Annotated in this window: 17 protein-coding genes; 4 read left to right on the top strand and 13 right to left on the bottom strand. The window is 71.9% G+C overall.

The window, feature by feature from the left end; translation table 11 throughout:
• Nucleotides 1-32: 32 nt before the first annotated feature.
• From ACR2FV_RS14400 to ACR2FV_RS14375, 6 genes are read right to left on the bottom strand one after another with little or no spacing between them, the layout of a single operon-like run.
• Nucleotides 33-1,364, bottom strand: coding sequence for a DUF58 domain-containing protein (locus ACR2FV_RS14400; protein ID WP_434016385.1), 1,332 nt, complete (start codon nucleotides 1,362-1,364; stop codon nucleotides 33-35).
• A 14-nt stretch (nucleotides 1,365-1,378) separates the two neighbouring features.
• The gene (locus tag ACR2FV_RS14395; protein WP_434016384.1) at nucleotides 1,379-2,392 is read right to left on the bottom strand and encodes an AAA family ATPase; all 1,014 of its coding nucleotides are present in this window, start codon (nucleotides 2,390-2,392) and stop codon (nucleotides 1,379-1,381) included.
• Complete coding sequence (locus ACR2FV_RS14390; protein ID WP_434016383.1) at nucleotides 2,389-3,642, bottom strand: DUF4350 domain-containing protein; 1,254 nt, start codon at nucleotides 3,640-3,642, stop codon at nucleotides 2,389-2,391. Before ACR2FV_RS14390 ends, ACR2FV_RS14395 begins: the two co-directional genes overlap by 4 nt.
• Nucleotides 3,639-4,265 carry a DUF4129 domain-containing protein gene (locus tag ACR2FV_RS14385; RefSeq protein ID WP_434016382.1) on the bottom strand — a complete coding sequence of 209 codons (627 nt, stop codon included), beginning with the start codon at nucleotides 4,263-4,265 and terminating at the stop codon, nucleotides 3,639-3,641. The genes ACR2FV_RS14390 and ACR2FV_RS14385 overlap by 4 nt, the downstream gene beginning before the upstream one ends.
• Before the next feature lie 7 nt (nucleotides 4,266-4,272).
• On the bottom strand, nucleotides 4,273-5,385 hold the full coding sequence (locus ACR2FV_RS14380; protein ID WP_434016381.1) for a glycerophosphoryl diester phosphodiesterase membrane domain-containing protein: 1,113 nt from the start codon (nucleotides 5,383-5,385) through the stop codon (nucleotides 4,273-4,275).
• Nucleotides 5,386-5,387: 2 nt separating this feature from the next.
• Complete coding sequence (locus tag ACR2FV_RS14375; RefSeq protein WP_434016380.1) at nucleotides 5,388-6,026, bottom strand: uridine kinase family protein; 639 nt, start codon at nucleotides 6,024-6,026, stop codon at nucleotides 5,388-5,390.
• A 43-nt stretch (nucleotides 6,027-6,069) separates the two neighbouring features.
• On the opposite strand from ACR2FV_RS14375, the gene ACR2FV_RS14370 reads away from it, so the two are divergent.
• The gene (locus ACR2FV_RS14370; RefSeq protein ID WP_434016379.1) at nucleotides 6,070-6,696 is read left to right on the top strand and encodes a hypothetical protein; all 627 of its coding nucleotides are present in this window, start codon (nucleotides 6,070-6,072) and stop codon (nucleotides 6,694-6,696) included.
• A 138-nt stretch (nucleotides 6,697-6,834) separates the two neighbouring features.
• On the opposite strand, the gene ACR2FV_RS14365 is transcribed toward ACR2FV_RS14370, so the two are convergent.
• Nucleotides 6,835-8,544 carry a phospho-sugar mutase gene (locus ACR2FV_RS14365; RefSeq protein WP_434016378.1) on the bottom strand — a complete coding sequence of 570 codons (1,710 nt, stop codon included), beginning with the start codon at nucleotides 8,542-8,544 and terminating at the stop codon, nucleotides 6,835-6,837.
• A complete protein-coding gene (locus ACR2FV_RS14360; RefSeq protein WP_434016398.1) occupies nucleotides 8,541-9,329 on the bottom strand; it encodes a purine-nucleoside phosphorylase in 789 nt (262 codons plus the stop codon). Before ACR2FV_RS14360 ends, ACR2FV_RS14365 begins: the two co-directional genes overlap by 4 nt.
• Nucleotides 9,330-9,408: 79 nt before the next feature.
• Between ACR2FV_RS14360 and ACR2FV_RS14355 the strand changes: the two genes are divergently transcribed.
• Nucleotides 9,409-10,812, top strand: a complete 1,404-nt coding sequence (locus tag ACR2FV_RS14355; protein WP_434016377.1) for an NAD(P)H-quinone dehydrogenase — start codon at nucleotides 9,409-9,411, stop codon at nucleotides 10,810-10,812.
• Between the two features lie 67 nt (nucleotides 10,813-10,879).
• Here ACR2FV_RS14355 and ACR2FV_RS14350 read toward each other — a convergent pair whose 3' ends face one another.
• From ACR2FV_RS14350 to ACR2FV_RS14330, 5 genes are all read right to left on the bottom strand, one after another.
• Nucleotides 10,880-11,275, bottom strand: coding sequence for a VOC family protein (locus ACR2FV_RS14350; protein ID WP_434016376.1), 396 nt, complete (start codon nucleotides 11,273-11,275; stop codon nucleotides 10,880-10,882).
• 70 nt (nucleotides 11,276-11,345) lie between these two features.
• On the bottom strand, nucleotides 11,346-11,816 hold the full coding sequence (locus ACR2FV_RS14345) for a DinB family protein (protein WP_434016375.1): 471 nt from the start codon (nucleotides 11,814-11,816) through the stop codon (nucleotides 11,346-11,348).
• Between the two features lie 63 nt (nucleotides 11,817-11,879).
• Complete coding sequence (locus tag ACR2FV_RS14340; protein ID WP_434016374.1) at nucleotides 11,880-12,134, bottom strand: type II toxin-antitoxin system RelE family toxin; 255 nt, start codon at nucleotides 12,132-12,134, stop codon at nucleotides 11,880-11,882.
• A 158-nt stretch (nucleotides 12,135-12,292) separates the two neighbouring features.
• Nucleotides 12,293-14,065, bottom strand: coding sequence for an acetyl/propionyl/methylcrotonyl-CoA carboxylase subunit alpha (locus ACR2FV_RS14335; RefSeq protein WP_434016373.1), 1,773 nt, complete (start codon nucleotides 14,063-14,065; stop codon nucleotides 12,293-12,295).
• Nucleotides 14,066-14,087: 22 nt separating this feature from the next.
• Nucleotides 14,088-14,486, bottom strand: coding sequence for a MerR family transcriptional regulator (locus tag ACR2FV_RS14330; RefSeq protein WP_434016372.1), 399 nt, complete (start codon nucleotides 14,484-14,486; stop codon nucleotides 14,088-14,090).
• Between the two features lie 91 nt (nucleotides 14,487-14,577).
• Between ACR2FV_RS14330 and ACR2FV_RS14325 the strand changes: the two genes are divergently transcribed.
• Nucleotides 14,578-15,759, top strand: coding sequence for an acyl-CoA dehydrogenase family protein (locus ACR2FV_RS14325; protein WP_434016371.1), 1,182 nt, complete (start codon nucleotides 14,578-14,580; stop codon nucleotides 15,757-15,759).
• 41 nt (nucleotides 15,760-15,800) lie between these two features.
• Nucleotides 15,801-17,399 carry an acyl-CoA carboxylase subunit beta gene (locus ACR2FV_RS14320; RefSeq protein ID WP_434016397.1) on the top strand — a complete coding sequence of 533 codons (1,599 nt, stop codon included), beginning with the start codon at nucleotides 15,801-15,803 and terminating at the stop codon, nucleotides 17,397-17,399.
• Nucleotides 17,400-17,461 lie beyond the last annotated feature (62 nt).

Genomic DNA, 17,461 nt, shown 5'->3' with positions numbered 1-17,461 from the left:
GCGGACGGGCAACGGGCACCAGTGAGTGGTGGCTACAGCAGGCCGCGGGCCTTCAGTGCCAGGTAGTGGTCCGCGAGTCGCGGCGGCAGCTCCTCGGGCGAGGCCTCGATGACATGCACGCCAAGCCGTCCGAGCGCCTGGGCGGTGCGGTCCCGCAGCGACCGGGTGCGCTCGGCGGCAGCAGCGCCGTAGACGCTTTCCAGGTCGGACAGGTCCTGGGTCATCTCCGCCAGCACCGGGTCGGCGACCGAGGCCAGCACGACCTGGTGGTGCGCGGTCAGCGCGGGCAGCACCGGCAGCAGCCCCTGCTCGATGGCGGCGGGGTCCAGCGCGGTGAACAGCACGACCAGGGCCTTGCGCCGCGTGGTGCCGTTGACCGTCCCGGCCAGCAGCTGCCAGTCGGCCTCCACCAGCACCGGCTGGATCGGTGCCATCACCGTCACCAGGCTGTTGAGCAGCCCGGTGCGGTTGGTCTCTGGGCGCACCTGCCCGCGCAGCCGGCGGTCGCCGGCGATCAGGTCGACCTTGTCACCGGCCCGGGAGGCCAGGGCCGCCAGCAGCAGCGCCGCGTCCATCGCGGCGTCCAGCCGCGGCTCGTCGCCCACTCGGGCGGCGCTGGTGCGCGAGGAGTCCAGCACCAGGACGACCCGACGGTCGCGCTCGGGCTGCCAGGTGCGCACCACGACGTGCTGCCGCCGGGCGGTGGCGCGCCAGTCGATGCTGCGTACGTCGTCGCCCTCGACGTAGTCGCGCAGCGAGTCGAACTCCGTACCCTGCCCTCGTGTGCGCACCGCCGAGCGTCCGTCCAGCTGGCGCAGCCGGGCCAGCCGGCTCGGCAGGTGCTGCCGCGAGCGGAACGGCGGCAGCGCCCGCACCACCGCCGGCACCCGGTGGGTGACCTGCCGGGCGGCCAGCTGCAGCGGCCCGTGGCTGCGCACGGTCACCCGGTCGGTATGCCGGTCCCCGCGCCGGGTGGGCAGCAGGGTCGTGGTCAGCCGTCGCCGCTCGCCGCCGGGCAGCCGGAGGGTATGCCGTGCGCGGCCGGCGCCGGCCGAGGGCACCCAGGCGTCGCGCAGCTCGCCGGTCAGGGTCCGCCGCCCCGGGTTGCGCACCAGCAGCGTGGTGGACGTCGGCTCGCCGGTGCGCACCTGGGTCAGCACCGTGCCGTCGTCCTGCCGGTGCGCCGACTCCCCGGCCTGCCGGGACAGCCGCAGCTGCCGGGGTGAGGGTGCCAGCAGTACGTCGACCGCGACCAGGGCCGCGCACAGCAGCAGCCACCACCACACGGTGCCACCTGAGGGCCAGATCGCCACCGGGACCAGCCCGAGCAGGACCAGCAGCACCACCGGCCAGCGCAACGCCATACCCGAGCCTGCCCTCAGCGGGGGACGGGCACGGAGTTGAGGGCGCTGTCCAGCACGGCACCCACCGAGACACCCTCCAGCTCGGCCTCGGCGCGCAGCGACACCCGGTGCGCGAGCGTGGCCGGCGCGAGCGCCTTGACGTCGTCGGGGGTGACGAAGGTCCGGCCGGACAACCACGCCCAGGCCCGGGCGGTGCTCAGCAGAGCCGTCGCACCACGTGGGCTGACCCCGAGCTGCAGCGACGGCGAGCTGCGGGTGGCCCGGGCGATGTCGACGATGTAGCCCATCACCTCGGGGCTCGCCTGCACGGTGCGCACCGCCCGCGCCCCCGCAGCGATGTCGGCCGCCCCCGCGACCCGGCTCACCCCTGCCCCGGCGAGGTCACGGGGATCGAAGCCGCTGGCGTGCCGTCGCAGCACCTCCACCTCGTCGGTCCGCGGCGGCACCGACAGGATCAGCTTGAGCAGGAACCGGTCCAGCTGGGCCTCGGGCAGTGGGTAGGTGCCTTCGTACTCCACCGGGTTCTGCGTCGCGGCGACCAGGAACGGCTCGGGCAGCGGCCGCGGCGTGCCGTCGACGCTGACCTGGCGCTCCTCCATGGCCTCCAGCAGCGACGACTGGGTCTTCGGCGGGGTCCGGTTGATCTCATCCGCGAGCAGCAGGTTGGTGAACACCGGGCCGGGGCGGAACTCGAAGTCGCTGGCCCGGCTGTCGTAGACCAGCGAGCCGGTGATGTCGCCGGGCATCAGGTCGGGGGTGAACTGCACCCGGGTGGTCGAGATGTCCAGAGCGGTGGCCAGGCTGCGCACCAACAACGTCTTGGCCACGCCCGGCACCCCCTCGAGCAGCACGTGCCCGCGAGCCAGCAGCCCCACCATCATCCCGGTGACGGCCGCGTCCTGACCGACCACCGCCTTGCCGACCTCGGCCCGGACCCGGCGCAGGGCATCGCGGGCCTGCTCCGCATCGGGTATGTCGTGCGCCGGCTCGTCGTGCAGGTTCGGGTGTTCTTCGGGGGCCGTGCTCATCGGGAGGTGTTCCCTTCGTCGAGGGATCGCAGCTCGCGTGCGATCCGCACCAGTGTCTGGTCATCGGGGGCGGTGGGGTCGGTGAGCAGCCGGGAGATCTCGGCGGCCGGCCGGTCCGTGGCGGCGCTGACCGCGGTCACCAGGGCGTCCGGCTCGGTCGTGGGGCCGAGGGCAAGGCGGGTGGCCCAGCGGCGGCGGGCAGCCAGCTGCAGCACAGCCAGGGCGCGGCGGCGGTCCTGCGCCGACGGGTAGAGCTGGGCCCGGCTCTGCGTGGTCTCGATGGAGCGGACCACCACCGGCAGTGGCTCGGTGACCACTGGTCCGAGCCGGCGGCCGCGGACCAGGGCAAGCGCGCCGAGGGCAAGCACCGCGAGGGCTGCGGAGGGCACTACGGCGTCGGGAAGGACGTCGGTCAGCGATCGGGGGCTGCCGATCCCGACGTCGGACGGGACGGGGACATACCAGACCAGCCGGGCACTATCGGCCCCGAGCAACCGCAGCCAGGTCGCGGCGTTGGCGGCGTCGGCGACCTGGTCGTTGCGCAGCGACGGCCCGATGCCCAGCAGGGTGGTACGCGGCCGGTCGGAGGTCTCGGGGAGCACGACGACGTGCCCGGCCTGGGAGCCGCCGGCGTTGTAGCCGGCCGAGGGCGGCAGGCAGATCTGCGCGGACGTGTCGCCTTCGGTCACCGCGATCAGGGTGTCGGCGCCGACGACCCGGTCGCCGTCGCGCCACAGGTCGAGGTCGCAGTCCGGCGCGAGCGTGGCGCCGTTGCCGAAGCCCGATGCGCTGACCGGCAGGTCGAGGATCTCGCCGACGTCGCCGGTCGGGTCCAGCACCAGCAGGCCCGCGGCCTCCCGGGTCTCCCGGACGACGTCGCGACCCGAGTCAGCCGACAGGTATGCCGTGCCGCCGACCAGCACCGTCGCGCCGTCCGTGCTGGTGGCGCGCAGGGCAGACAGGCCACGGACCACCTCGACCTCGACGCCCTGGTCGGCGAGCACGCGGGCCACCGCCTGCGCACCGTTGGCGTCGGGGTTGTCCGGGTCCAGGGGGGCGCCCTGCCGTGCGGTCAGTCCGCTGACGACGGCGGACAGGACCACGAACCCGAGGACGACGGCGGTCCAGGTGAGCCACCGGCGGTGGCTGCGCCGTGGCGCGGCGGTCGTGGACCCCTCGGCGCCGGAGGTGTCGGAGCTGCCGTCCGGGCTCGGGGAGATCCCCGTGTCCGGGCTGACGGCGGTGCTCACGTCAGGGCGTCCGCATACGGCCGGGTCTTGCTCAGGGTCCGGTCGAGGTCGCGGACTCCGGTGGCCTGCTGCTGGGTGCTCGAGCCCTCGCCGTAGCGGACCAGGTCGAACGCGTCGGCGGCGCCGGCCAGCTGCACCTGCTGAGCGGGGAAGCACCGGCCCAGGTCGCGACCGACCTCGTGCGCCGTGAGCGCCGCAGCGTGGTCGAGCAGGGTCCGCTCGACGCCGTCAGCAGCGAGGGCGCGGTAGGAGTCCAGCAGCACGGTGTCCCAGTCGCCGGTCTGGGCGGCCCGGTCGGCACGGGACCGGTAGTCCGCGGCGGTCAGCGTCGGGTCCTCCAGCACCGCCCCGGTCCGGCCCTGCGTCAACACGCTGCCCCGGCGGCGGCCGCGGACGGCGAAGAACGTCACCAGGGCGACCACCACCAGGACAGCCAGCACCAGCACCCATCCCAGGGACTGCGAGCCCGGGATCAGCGAGAAGATGTCGTCCAGGCGGGCCAGCAGCCAGTCGATCAGCCGGTTGACCAACGGCTCGGCGCGGTTGTAGTCCGGCCCGGACAGCTCTCGTTCCAGCAGCTCCCGGGCCTGGTCGCGGTCGGGATCCAGCAGGGCCAGGGTCACGGACGGCTCACTGCCGACCGCGCTCGGCCGCCCGCTGCTGGGCGGCACGCTGCATACTCAGATCCAGACCTTCCCGGCGGATCCGCTGGTCGAGGTAGAGCAGGGCGATGACCCCGGCGGTGAACGGGGTCACGACCACGCCGGTGAGGAACTGCGACAGGTGCTGCACGAGCACCGTCGCGGTGAGCGCGACCGAGGTGTCCGGCGTGGCGCTGCCGACCACCGCGAGCAGGATCGCCTGCAACGGCGCGGCCACGATCGTCGCGAAGATCTGCGCCACCAGGGCAGCGAGCAGGTAGATGCCGAAGATCCGCCACCACTGCGACCCCTTGGTCAGCGTCCACGAGCGGCGGATGCCCTGGATCGGTCCGGCGCGCTCGAGCACGACCGGGGCAGGCGAGAGCATCAGCCGGATGCCCACCCAGACCAGCAGCACGACCATGCCCAGCACGCCGAGCACGATGACCGTGCCCCCGCCGACGCCGCCGATGGCCGCGCCGACGCCGACCAGGATCGCTGCCGGGACACTGGCCAGCACGATCACGAGCGTGGTCAGCAGGGTCACCCCGATCAGGGCCAGCAACCGGCCCCGGACCTGACGCCAGGTCTGCCCGAGGCTGACCTTGTCGCCCAGGGCCGCCTCGCTGACCACGAAGATGACGAAACCGGACAGCGCCAGGCTGGCCAGGCCGGACAGGAGTGTGGGCAGGACCAGGCCGACGATCGAGACGTCCTCGAAGGACAGTGAGCTCAGCTGCTGAAGGCCCAGGCTGAGCAGCAGCGAGGGGACCAGGACCACACCGAGCACGATGACCGCCATGCCCAGCGTCGCCTCGGGGTTGCGGCGCATGGTGACCAGGGCGCCCCCGAAGATATCGGACAGGTTGAGCGGCCCGAGCGGGATGATCCCCGGTCGGTGCATCCGGGAGATCTGCTCGGGGGAGAGCTGCTGCCAGCCCGGGGGCGGCGCCCCTTGGCCAGGTGGTGGGTATTGGCCCGGGGGCGGCTGCTGGTACTGACCGGGCTGCTGGTACTGAGGCGGTGGTGATGGAGGTCCGCCGGTCTCCCCAGCGGGTCGGCCGGGGGCAGCCCACTCCCGGTCGGGCGGTGAGTCGCTCATCGTCATCCCCTCCCTGCGCTGGTCCGGTCCAGGCTCCGCGCTCGCTCCTCGGCGAGCGACGCCGTCATCGGGACGGCCCCCAACGCCTGTTGTGCCTGCACGATACCTGCCTGGGTCCGGCGCAGCCGATGCCCGCGGCGCCACAGCGTGCCCAGTCCTTTGCGGTGTTCCCGGACGTCGCGGACCAGGCGTCGCGCGAAGGTCACCCAGGGGCGGCCGCGGATGCACCAGGCGGCGGCCAGCAGTCCGCACCGGCGCAGGTCTTCGATGAGGTGCGCGGCGAAGATGCCCTCGGCCACGATGACGGACGCCTCGCCCGCCTGGACGACTCTGCTCCCGCTCGTCGTCGAGGTCGGGATGTCGTAGACGGGCACCTGGACGGCGCCGTCGGAGCACAGGGTATGCAGTGCCTGCCGGGCCGCTGCCTGGTCCCAGGTGCGCACGTCGTCCCAGTCGGTGGGCTCGCCGGAGGGTCCCGGGAGCCGCGGGTCGCCGGCCTCGAGATAGAAGTCGTCGAGCTCGAGCACGGGCCAGCCGTGCCGCTGCGCCAGCCGCTGGGCCAGCCGGGACTTGCCGGCGCCGCTGGGTCCGGCGAGCACCAGCACCGAGCGGGTGCCGCGGGCCGGTGGTGGCGCAGTCACGGTCGGGCAGTCTAACCGTCGGCGCCGCTTAGACTGGCGTGCCATGAGCGAGCCCGAGGACGACGAGCGGCGCGCCACGGCCGGGGCGATGCTCGGGATCTATCGCACGCTGCCCTCGCGCATCGTGGGCTGGGCCATGGTGGGTGGTGCCATGGTGTTCGGCTTCGCGGTGATCCGCACCGAGGTGCAGCTCGGCCGCTCGGTGCTGTTGCCGGTCGCTGTCGTACTGAGCCTGGTCAGCGTGGTTTGGGCGGTGCTGCTACGCCCGCACGTGGAGCTGCGGGCCGACGGGGTGACCAACCACAACGTCCTCACGGACGCCGAGGTGCCGTTCAGCCGCCTCGCGGAGGTCGGTCATCAGTGGGCGCTGGAGCTGGTTGACACCAGCGGGCGACGGCACAGCTCGTGGGCGGTGCCCAAGCAGCGGGAGTTCTCGGCCCGGCGTCGCTCCGACGACTTCGCCGAGACGACCAGCCGACGCCGCGGACGCCCGGGCACCACCGCGATGGTGGTGGCCGACGACGTCGAACGGGCCTGGCAGCGGTGGAAGCACAGCGGCGGCCGGGTCGAGACGGACACCCCCGTCACCCGACAGTGGGCCTGGGCCTCGGTCGTCCCCTTGCTGGGCTCGCTCGCACTCCTCGCGGTCGCTGTGCTGCTCGAGGCCTGAGCGAGCATCGCCTGAGACGCACAACATCGCTCTACAGCGCGATGTCGTGCGCGTTGGGCGACCGTCTGGGTGCTGGGCGACTGTCTGCACACTCGGCGATGTTCTGCGCGTTGGGCAACCGTCGAGGCTCCGGCGCAATCAGTTCGTGCGGGTCAGGTCCTCCATCGCGACGCGCACTGCGGCCAGCCGCCGGTCCGCCTCCTGCCGCGAGGCGCCCAGCGGCTGCACCTCACTGACCGGCACGATCGCCTCCAGATAGACCTTGAGCTTGGGCTCGGTGCCGCTGGGCCGCACGATCACCCGGGTGTCGTCGGCCAGCAGGTAGCGCAGCCCCTCGGTCGGTGGCAGATCGGCGGAGCCCTGCGCCAGGTCGTCCAACCGCTCCACGGCCACCCCCGCGATCTCCTCCACCTGCTCGGCGCGCAGCCGCTGCAGCACCGCCCCGATCCGTGACAGGTCCTGCACCCGCACCGAGAACGCGTCGGTCGCGTGCACACCGTGCCGGAGCGCCAGGTCGTCGAGCACGTCCCACAGGCTTCGCCCCTCGGCGCGGGTCGTCGCGATCAGCTCGGACATCAGCAGGGCCGCGCTCACTCCGTCCTTGTCCGGCACCCGGGCCGGGTCGACGCAGTAGCCCAGCGCCTCCTCATATCCGTAGGCCAGCCCCGGCACCCGGCCGATCCACTTGAACCCGGTGAGCGTCTCGGCGCTGGGCAGCCCGGCGTCCTCGGCCATCGCCGCGAGCAGGCGGGAGGAGACGATCGAGCGCGCCAGCACGGTGCGCGACGAGCCAGGGTCCAGCCCACGCCGCAGCAGGTGGTGGGCCAGCAGCGCGCCGACCTCGTCACCGCGCAGCATCTGCCACCCGCGGGGGCCGTCGACCGCGACGGCGCACCGGTCAGCGTCGGGGTCGTTGGCGATCACCGCATCCGGGTGCACGATGTCGGCCAAGGCGAGGGCCGCGTCGATGGCCCCCGGCTCCTCGGGGTTGGGGAAGCCGACGGTGGGGAAGTCCGGGTCCGGTGTCTCCTGCTCGGCGACCGGCTCCGGCGCGGGATAGCCGGCGCGTTCGAAGGCGCGGCGGATTACCTGTGCCCCGACCCCGTGCAACGCGGTGTGCACCAGCGACACCTCACGCGGGGAGTCGGGGGAGACGACGGCGGCCACGCCGTCCAGGTAGGCCTCCAGCACGTCCTCGCCCAGCCGCGTCCAGCCCTCTTCGGCGCGGGGGACCGCGCCCACGGACGGCACGGCCTCAATGTGTGCCGCGATCTGCGCGTCGGCCGGGGGCACGATCTGCGAGCCGTCGCCGAGATAGACCTTGTAGCCGTTGTCCTGCGGCGGGTTGTGGCTCGCGGTGACCATCACTGCGGCGTCGGCGCCCAGGTGCCCGATGGCGAACGCGAGCACCGGAGTGGGTAGCGGCTCGGGCAGCAACAGCGCCCGCCCGCCGGCCGCGGTGACCACGGCGGCGGTGTCGCGGGCGAAGTCCGCGGAGCGGTGCCGGGCGTCGAAGCCGATGACCACGGTCGGCTCCGGTCCGACGTGCTCCAGCAGGTATGCCGTCAGCCCGGCGGCGGCGCGGATCACCACGGCGCGGTTCATCCGGTGCGGGCCGGCGCCCATTTCGCCGCGCAGCCCGGCCGTGCCGAACTCCAGCGGTCCGCTGAACCGGTCGGCCAGGTCAGCGGTGTCTCCGGACCCCTCGGCTGCCTCGATCACTGCGGTGAGCTCGTCGCGGGTGACGGCGTCGGGGTCGTCGGCCAGCCAGGCACGAGCCTGCGCCAGCAGGGCGTCGTCGCTCTCGATGCTCGGCGCCAGACCGGAGACCTGCAGGCCCCCGCTCACAGGCGTCCCACGATCTGCGCCAGCAGCCGTCCGCACCGGTCGGCTGCGGCCCGGCCGGCCTCCAAGACCTCCTCGTGCGACAACGGGGCTGGGCTGATGCCGGCCGCGGCGTTGGTGACCAGGGAGATGCCCAGCACCTCCATCCCCAGGGCATGCGCCGCGATCGCCTCCAGGGTGGTCGACATGCCGACCAGGTCGGCGCCCAGCACCTTGACCATGCTCACCTCGGCCGGGGTCTCGTAGTGCGGGCCGCGGAACTGCGCGTAGACCCCCTCGGGCAGGTCGGGGTCGACCTCGTGCGCCAGCTCGCGCAACCGGGGGGTGTAGAGATCGGTGAGGTCCACGAAGGTCGCGCCCACCAGTGGTGAGGCCGCGGTGAGGTTGAGGTGGTCGCGGATCAGCACCGGGGTGCCTGGCGCCCACTCCGGCCGCAGCCCCCCGCAGCCGTTGGTCAGTACCATCGTCGAGCATCCGGCCGCCGCGGCGGTGCGGACGGCGTGCACGACGGAGCGCACACCGCGGCCCTCGTAGTAGTGGGTGCGGGTGCCGAACACGAGGGCCCGACGCTCGGAGTTTGCGATGTGCACCGATCGAATGGTGCCGCTGTGCCCCTCCACGGCAGCCTTGGCGAAGCCCGGGACCTCGGTGTTGTCGATGCTGCTCAGGGTCTCGCCGAGCAGGTCCGCGGTCGGCCCCCAGCCGCTGCCCAGGACCAGGGCGACGTCGTGGCTCGGCAGGCCGGTGCGCTCGGCGATCACCGAGGCGGCGCCGCGGGCCACGTCCATCGGGTCGGTCTCGGGGTCGGCCAGGTCCGGTGTGGGTGTGGCAGTCACCTGCGCACCCTAGCGATGGTTGGATGGGGGCGTGACCTCAGCCCAGACGCACGTGGTGATCATCGGCAGCGGACCCGGCGGCTACGAGGCCGCCCTCGGGGCAGCTCAGCTGGGAGCGCAGGTCACGTTGGTGGAGCGGCAGGGCATCGGCGGCGCCGCCGTGCTCACCGACTGTGTGCCCAGCAAGGCCCTGATCGCCACCGCCGACTTCATGGACCGCTTCACCGCCGCCACCACGATCGGCGTCGGGTTCGAGGGCGCCGCCGGCGACCAGGGGGTCACCGCCCGGCTGCCGGACATCAACGGCCGGATCATGGCTCTGGCCGGGCAGCAGAGCGCAGACATCGGGGAGCGGCTGGAGTCCTCGGGGGTCGAGGTGATGCAGGGTGCCGGACGGGTGGCCGAGCGGGGGGTGGTCGAGGTCGTGCAGCAGGGCGGTGAGGTCACCCGACTGCCGGCCGACGTCATCCTCATCGCCACCGGAGCCCGTCCCCGAGTGCTGGACAGCGCCGTCCCCGACGGTGAGCGGATCCTGACCTGGCAGCAGATCTACGACCTCAGCGAGCTGCCCGAGCACCTGATCGTGATCGGATCGGGGGTCACCGGTGCCGAGCTGGCCCACGCCTACCTGGGCCTGGGCTGCCAGGTGACCCTGGTCTCCTCCCGCGAGCAGGTGCTGCCCGGCAAGGACGCCGACGCGGCCACCGTGCTGGAGGACGTCTTCAAGCGGCGGGGGATGAATGTGCTGGGCCGCTCCCGCGCCCAGGGGGTATGCCTGGACGGCGACGGCGTGGTCGTCACCCTGACCGACGGCCGGGAGGTGCCGGGTTCGCATGCCCTGCTGGCGGTCGGCTCGATCCCGAACACGGCCGACCTCGGCCTGCGCGAGGTCGGGGTGGATCTCGCCGACTCCGGCCACGTCAACGTCGACCGGGTGTCGCGCACCAACGTGCCCGGGATCTACGCCGCCGGAGACTGCACCGGGGTGCTGCCACTGGCCTCGGTGGCGGCGATGCAGGGCAGGATCGCCATCGCGCACTCGCTCGGCGACGCGGTCGCGCCCCTGTCGTTGGGCCGGGTCAGCTCCAACATCTTCACCGACCCTGAGATCGCCACGGTCGGCATCGACCAAGCCGACATCGACGAGGGCCGCATCGACGCGCGCACCGTCGTGCTGCCGCTGACCAAGAACCCCCGGGCCAAGATGCAGAACGTCAAGGACGGCTTCGTCAAGCTCTTCGCCCGCCGCGGCAGCGACACCATCCTTGGCGGAGTGGTCGTGTCCCCTCGGGCCAGCGAGCTGATCTTCCCGATCGCCCTCGCCGTGTCCGCCCGCCTCAACGTCGACCAGTTCGCGGCGACCTCCACGGTCTATCCCTCGATGTCGGGGTCGATCGCCGAGGCGGCCCGGCAGCTGCACTCGGTCGCCGAGTAAGAACCAACCCACTCTCGGGGGCCGCCCGAGGCGTCGCGGGTCACGGGGTCGAACGAGGGAGCTCGGGTCAGGCTTCCGAGCGCTCGGCGGCGCTGCGCAGGATGCAGAACTCGTTGCCCTCGGGGTCGGCTAGCACGACCCACCCCGTGCCGGGGCCGTCCTTCCCACGGCGGTCGGCGACCTCGACCGCCCCGTGCTCGATCAACCGCTCGAGCTCGTCCTCGCGCCGGCCCTGGACCGGCTCCAGGTCGAGGTGCAGCCGGTTCTTGACCGCCTTGGGCTCCGGGACCTCGATGAACAGCAACCTGTGCGACCCGTCGCGGCACAGGATCATGCACTCCTCGTGACCGGGCTCGTTGGGGTCGTCCTCGACATCGACGTAGTCCAGGACCCCCTTCCACCACTGCGACAGCTCGTAGGCGTTGGCGCAGTCGATGGACGTGTGCGAGATGCGTGAGGTCATCGCCACAGTCTGCCGAGCTGGTCTGTCCGGGTCGACCGATTTCCTCACGAGTCGCTTTCACGAGGATGGCTCAGGTGTCGGCCTCGAGCACTCCGAGATCGCGCACTGCATAACGGTGGTGCTCGGCCTCCTCTCGCAAAACCACCGAGAGGCAGCGGCGCACGACGTACTGCCCATCCGGGTAGGCCTCCGCAGGCTTGCGACCGCATACCCGATGGAGCTCGGCCAGCCTGAGCTCCCTGACGACACGCCTCATCGTGGCCATGCGGGCGAGGCGGGGACCGAGCACATCGTCCAGCGTCGGGGTGGCATCGGGGATGAGCCCGAGCTTCGCCATGGCGTCGGGTGGCATCCCGCCGGCAGGCAAACCCCACGGGTGGTAGGGCGCTTCCTCCTCGAGCACGGCATTGCCGAGCCAGGCGTCGCCGGCCAACAACAGGTGTCGTTGGGTCTCGCCGAACGACCACTCGCCGTTGACCTGTTCGTGCAGCTCGGCCTCGGGCAACAGTCTGGCGCGCTGGAGCGTCGCTTCCCAGAGCACCTCGACGGCGCCCCAAGCAGTCCGGAAGTCCTCGGCGGACGTTCCCCCGACTATGCCCCTGGGTCAGTGCGACGTCCGCCTGCGGTGTTGCTGGGGCGGGAGGTCGCCTGAGGCGGTAGGCATCGGCGCTGTGTTCGACACCACGATAGTCACGAAGTCGGTGATTCGATAGATGATCCGGAAGTCTCCGCGGCGGGCGGTGCGGAGTCCGGACAGCTCGAATCGAAGCGCCTTTCCGACGCGGTGCGGGTTTCTGGCCAACGGGCCGAAGATGGACTCCACCGCTGCCGTCCCCACCTTCTCCGGCAGCTTGCTCATGGCTCGGCGAGCTGTAGCCGACCACGCCGCGTCGAACGGCTCGGAACTCACGCCCGCAGCAGCCTCAGGGCCTGCTCCTTGGTGAGTACCTCGGCCGGCGCAGCGCGGCCTGGACGACGGAGCCCGGCCCGGGCGTCATGGGAGCGTCCTGAGGGGTGTCAGTCGGTGAGCTCGCAGATCACGGCGCCGTTGGTCACCGTCTTGCCGATCGCGGCCTGCAGGCCGGTGACCGTGCCCGACTTGTGTGCCTTGATCGGCTGCTCCATCTTCATCGCCTCGATGACCACGATCGCGTCACCCTCGGCGACCTGCTGACCCTCCTCCACCGTGACCTTGACGACGGTGCCCTGCATGGGGGCGGTGACGGCGTCGCCGGAGACGGCCGCGCCGCCGGAGCCGCCGCGGGTGCGCTTGGGCGCCTTCTTGCGGGCGCCCCCGCCACCTCCGCCGCCCATCGACATACCCGCGGGCAGCGAGACCTCGAGCCGCTTGCCGTCGACCTCGACCACGAGGGACTGGCGCTCCTCCGGCTCGGCGTCGGCGTCGGCGGTGGGGCCGGAGTAGGGCTCGATGGTGTTGTCGAACTCGGTCTCGATCCAGCGCGTGTGCACCGAGAACGGCTCGTCCGGGTCCGCCGGGGCGAAGGCCGGGTCGCGGACCACGACCCGGTGGAAGGTGAGGGCGGTCGGCATTCCCTCCACCACGAACTCATCGAGCGCCCGCCGGGCGCGCTGCAGGGCCTGCTGCCGGTCGCGGCCGGTGACGATGAGCTTGGCCAGCATCGAGTCGAAGGCTCCGGAGATCACATCGCCGGCCTCGACGCCGGAGTCGAGTCGCACTCCCGGGCCGCTGGGCACCCGGTACGTCAGCACGGAGCCGGGGGCCGGCAGGAAGTCTCGCCCGGGGTCTTCGCCGTTGATCCGGAACTCGATGCTGTGACCGCGCGGGGGCGGGTTTTCGTAGCCCAGCTCCTCGCCGTCGGCGATGCGGAACTGCTCGCGGACCAGGTCGATGCCGGTGACCTCCTCGGTGACCGGGTGCTCCACCTGCAGACGGGTGTTGACCTCGAGGAAGGAGATCGTGCCGTCCTGGCCGACCAGGAACTCGCACGTGCCTGCCCCGACGTATCCGGCCTGACTCAGGATGGCCTGCGAGGCGCGGACCAGCTCGGCGTTCTGCTCGTCGCTCAGGAATGGGGCTGGGGCTTCCTCGACCAGCTTCTGGTGCCGGCGCTGCAGCGAGCAGTCGCGGGTGGAGACGACGACGACGTGGCCATGCTGGTCCGCCAGGCACTGGGTCTCGACGTGCCGTGGCTTGTCGAGGTAGCGCTCGACGAAGCACTCGCCGCGCCCGAAGGCGGCGACCGCCTCGCGGACCGCGGAGTCGAACATGTCGGGGATCTCCTCGACCGAGCGGGCGACCTTGAGGCCGCGACCGCCGCCGCCGTAGGCCGCCTTGATGGCCACCGGCAGCCCGTGCTCCTGCGCGAAGGCGACGACCTCCTCGGACCCCTCCACAGGATCGCTGGTGCCGGGGACGAGGGGGGCGTCGGCGGCCTGGGCGATGTGCCGCGCCTTGACCTTGTCGCCGAGGGAGTCGATGGCGTGCGGCGGAGGACCGACCCAGGTCAGCCCGGCGTCCATGACCGCCTGGGCGAACGAGGCGTTCTCGGACAGGAAGCCGTAGCCGGGGTGAACGGCATCGGCGCCACTCTTGCGGGCCACGTCCAGAAGCTTGTCCTGGTCGAGGTAGGAGTCGGCGGCGGTGCTACCCCCGAGGGTATGCGCCTCGTCGGCGATCTTGACGTGCGGCGCGTCACGATCGGGTTCGGCATACACCGCGACCGAGGCCAGTCCGGCGTCCTGACAGGCTCGGGCGACCCGCACCGCGATCTCGCCGCGGTTGGCAATGAGGACCTTGCTGATCGGCATGACCGTCACCCTAGTGGGACGGTCAGTCCAGTACGTCCAAGTCTGCCTGACAGCGCTTCTCCAGCTCGTCCAGCTCGCGCAGCGACTGCTCGATGTCGGTGCGGCGATGCTCCAGGTCGGCCCGGCGATCACCGATCTGGCCGAGCAGGTAGCGCAGCTGACCCGCCTCGCCGGGCTGGTCGTCATACATGTCGATGATCGTGCCGATCTCCTCCAGCGGGAAGCCGAGTCGGCGACCGCGCAGGATCAGCGCCAGCCGGGTGTGCTCCCGGCGGTGGTAGAGCCGGCGCGACCCGTGCGGGCCGACCCGCTCCGGCGTGAGCAGACCGATCTGCTCGTAGTGTCGCAGGGCACGGTGGGTGACCCCGAACTCTTCGGCGAGCTCAGCGATGGTCCAGACGGTGGTGCTGGCGTGCGGCATACCACGAATGGTGCGTGCTCTTGACGCGGAGGTCAAGCGTAGTTTACGTTAACGTCAAGATATATCGTCTGTATGAGGAGGTCGGCCGGCCGTGTTCGAGCTCAGCAAGGACCACGAGGACTTCCGCGGTTTGGTGCGCGACTTCGCGCAGGGCGAGATCGCCCCGCACGTGGCCGAGTGGGACGCCGCGGCGCACTTCCCGGCCGAGCTGGTGCCCAAGATGGGCGAGCTGGGACTGTTCGGGCTCAACGCGCCGGAGGAGTACGGCGGCGCAGGTCTGGATGAGGGCGGCTTCACCTACCTGTGCCTGGCCATCGAGGAGCTGGGGCGGGTGGACCAGTCGATCGGCATCACCCTGTCGGCCGGCGTGGGCCTGGGCATCAACCCGATCCTGACCTACGGCTCGGCGCAGCAGAAGGAGCGCTTCCTGCCCGACCTGATCGCCGGGCGCGCCCTGGCCGGCTTCGGGCTCACCGAGCCGGGCGCCGGCTCGGATGCCGGTGCCACCCGCACGCGCGCCAGCCTGGCCGACGGGCAGTGGACGATCACGGGATCCAAGGCCTTCATCACCAACTCGGGCACCGACCTCACCTCGGTCGTGACGGTCACCGCCCGCACCGGCGAGACCGCCGAGGGCAAGCCCGAGCTCAGCGCGATCATGGTGCCCGCGGGGACTCCCGGGATGGTCGTGGAGCCGGCCTACCGCAAGCTCGGCTGGCACATCAGCGACACCCACGGGCTGACCTTTGAGGGCGCCCAGGTGCCCGAGGACCACCTGCTGGGGGCGCGCGGCTCGGGGTTCAAACAGTTCCTGAAGACCCTCGACGACGGCCGGATCGCCATCTCGGCGCTGGCACTGGGGTGTGCGCAGCGGATGCTGGAGGAGGCCACCACCTACGCCGGTGAGCGGATCGCCTTCGGCCGCCCGATCGGGGTCAACCAGGGCGTGTCCTTCCAGATCGCCGACCTGGCCGTGATGGTCGAGGCGGCGCGGATGCTGACCTACCGGGCAGCGTGGCTCAAGGACGAGCAGGAGGCCGGTCGCCGCGGCAGTGCCGAGGTCAAGCAGGCCGCGGCCATCGCCAAGCTCTACTCGACCGAGGCGGCGATGTCCTCGACCCGGATCGCCACCCAGGTCTTCGGCGGCAACGGCTTCATGGAGGAGTACCCCGTCGCCCGGTTCTATCGCGACGCCAAGATCCTGGAGATCGGCGAGGGCACCTCGGAGGTGCAGCGGATGCTGATCGCCCGCGGGCTCGGGCTGCCGGCCTGAGCTCGCGGCGACACGACGGCCGGGCTGGCACGATGAGCAGCATGACGAGTGGCGACCCCGATCGGCACGTGGGCGACCTCCCGGTGAGCGACCCTCCGGTGGGGGATCCGCGCGTCGCCGACCTGCGTGACCGGCTGGACACGGCATACCGGGCCTCGGCCGAGCCGACCGAGGCGGGACGGGCCAAGCTGGCGAGTCAGGGCAAGCTCTACGTCCGCGACCGCATCGACCTGCTCTGTGACGGGGGCAGCTTCGTCGAGGACGGCCGCTACGCCAACGCGACGGCCCCCGGGCTGCCGGCCGACGGGGTGGTCACCGGGCGGGGTGAGGTGGACGGGCGACCGGTCATCGTGGTCGCCAACGACCCGACCGTGAAGGCCGGCTCGTGGGGTGCGCGCACCGTGGAGAAGATCATCCGGGCCACCGAGGCGGCGCTGCGCGAGGAGCTGCCGGTCTTCTGGTTCGTCGACTCCGCGGGTGCTCGGATCACCGACCAGGTGCAGCTGTTTCCGGGTCGGCGCGGCGCGGGGCGGATCTTCCACAACCAGGTGGCGCTGTCGGGCAAGGTGCCGCAGATCTGCTGCCTGTTCGGGCCTTCCGCGGCCGGCGGTGCCTACATCCCGAGCTTCTGCGACCTGATCATCATGGTCGAGGGCAACGCCTCGATGTATCTCGGCAGCCCCCGGATGGCCGAGATGGTCGTCGGCGAGCACGTCTCGCTGGAGGAGATGGGCGGTGCCCGGATGCACTGCACCGTCTCCGGTGTGGGTGACCTGCTGGCCGGTGACGACACCGAGGCGATCGAGCTGGCGCGGCTGTACTTCTCCTACCTGCCCGACAGCTGGCACTCGCCCACCCCGAGGTATGCCGAGGAGGAGCCCTCCGTACCGCTGACCCGGGACGTCGTGCCCGAGTCGGAGTCGGTGCCCTTCGACGTGCACGAGGTGATCGACGGACTCGTCGACGACGACTCCTTCTTCGAGGTCAAGCCGCTGTTCGCGGCCGAACTCGTCGTCGGGTTCGCCCGGATGGCGGGGGAGAGCGTCGGCATCGTGGCCAACAACTCGGCGGTCAAGGGCGGAGTGCTGTTCACTGACTCGGCCGACAAGGCGACCCGCTTCATCTGGACCTGCGACGCCTATGGCATCCCGCTGATCTACCTCGCGGATGTGCCCGGCTTCATGATCGGCTCGGAGGTCGAGCGCGGCGGCATCATCCGGCACGGCGCCAAGATGGTCTCGGCCGTCTCGGAGGCGACCGTGCCGCAGCTCTGCGTGGTGCTGCGCAAGGCCTACGGGGCGGGGCTGTATGCGATGGGTGGCCCGGGCTTCGGGCCGGACGCCACCCTCGCGCTGCCGACGGCGCGAATCGCGGTGATGGGGCCGGAGGCGGCCGTCAACGCGGTGTATGCCGCCAAGATCGCCGCGATCGAGGATGCCGACGAGCGGGCTGCGTTCGTCGCGGCGAAGCGCGCCGAGTATCTGCAGGACGTGGACCTGGAGCGGCTGGCTGCAGACCTGGTCATCGACGGCGTCGTGGAGGCCGATGCGCTGCGTGCCGAGCTCGTGCACCGGCTGCGCTACGCGTTACGACGGGACCGGCACTTCTCCACCCGGCACCGCGGCATCCCCCCGGTCTGACGGGCGCCTGCTCCGCAGCGGAGTGACCACGCCAGAGGTTGGGGAGACTACTGCGGTGTGCG

Origin of the sequence: Ornithinimicrobium sp. (genome assembly GCF_051004135.1) — a bacterium.
In the GTDB taxonomy this organism is placed as follows: Bacteria; Actinomycetota; Actinomycetes; order Actinomycetales; family Dermatophilaceae; genus Ornithinicoccus.
Note: the sequence above shows the minus strand (reverse complement) of the source record. Positions and strands in the feature narration are given on the sequence as shown.

Excerpts from the sequence above, each read along its gene's own strand:
- ACR2FV_RS14350 (WP_434016376.1), bottom strand. The coding sequence starts at position 11,275 with ATGACCTCACGCATCTCGCACACGTCCATCGACTGCGCCAACGCCTAC.
- ACR2FV_RS14370 (WP_434016379.1), top strand. The coding sequence starts at position 6,070 with ATGAGCGAGCCCGAGGACGACGAGCGGCGCGCCACGGCCGGGGCGATG.
- ACR2FV_RS14340 (WP_434016374.1), bottom strand. The coding sequence starts at position 12,134 with ATGAGCAAGCTGCCGGAGAAGGTGGGGACGGCAGCGGTGGAGTCCATC.
- ACR2FV_RS14395 (WP_434016384.1), bottom strand. The coding sequence starts at position 2,392 with ATGAGCACGGCCCCCGAAGAACACCCGAACCTGCACGACGAGCCGGCG.
- ACR2FV_RS14400 (WP_434016385.1), bottom strand. The coding sequence starts at position 1,364 with ATGGCGTTGCGCTGGCCGGTGGTGCTGCTGGTCCTGCTCGGGCTGGTC.
- ACR2FV_RS14335 (WP_434016373.1), bottom strand. The coding sequence starts at position 14,065 with ATGCCGATCAGCAAGGTCCTCATTGCCAACCGCGGCGAGATCGCGGTG.
- ACR2FV_RS14320 (WP_434016397.1), top strand. The coding sequence starts at position 15,801 with ATGACGAGTGGCGACCCCGATCGGCACGTGGGCGACCTCCCGGTGAGC.
- ACR2FV_RS14360 (WP_434016398.1), bottom strand. The coding sequence starts at position 9,329 with ATGGACGTGGCCCGCGGCGCCGCCTCGGTGATCGCCGAGCGCACCGGC.
- ACR2FV_RS14380 (WP_434016381.1), bottom strand. The coding sequence starts at position 5,385 with ATGAGCGACTCACCGCCCGACCGGGAGTGGGCTGCCCCCGGCCGACCC.
- ACR2FV_RS14330 (WP_434016372.1), bottom strand. The coding sequence starts at position 14,486 with ATGCCGCACGCCAGCACCACCGTCTGGACCATCGCTGAGCTCGCCGAA.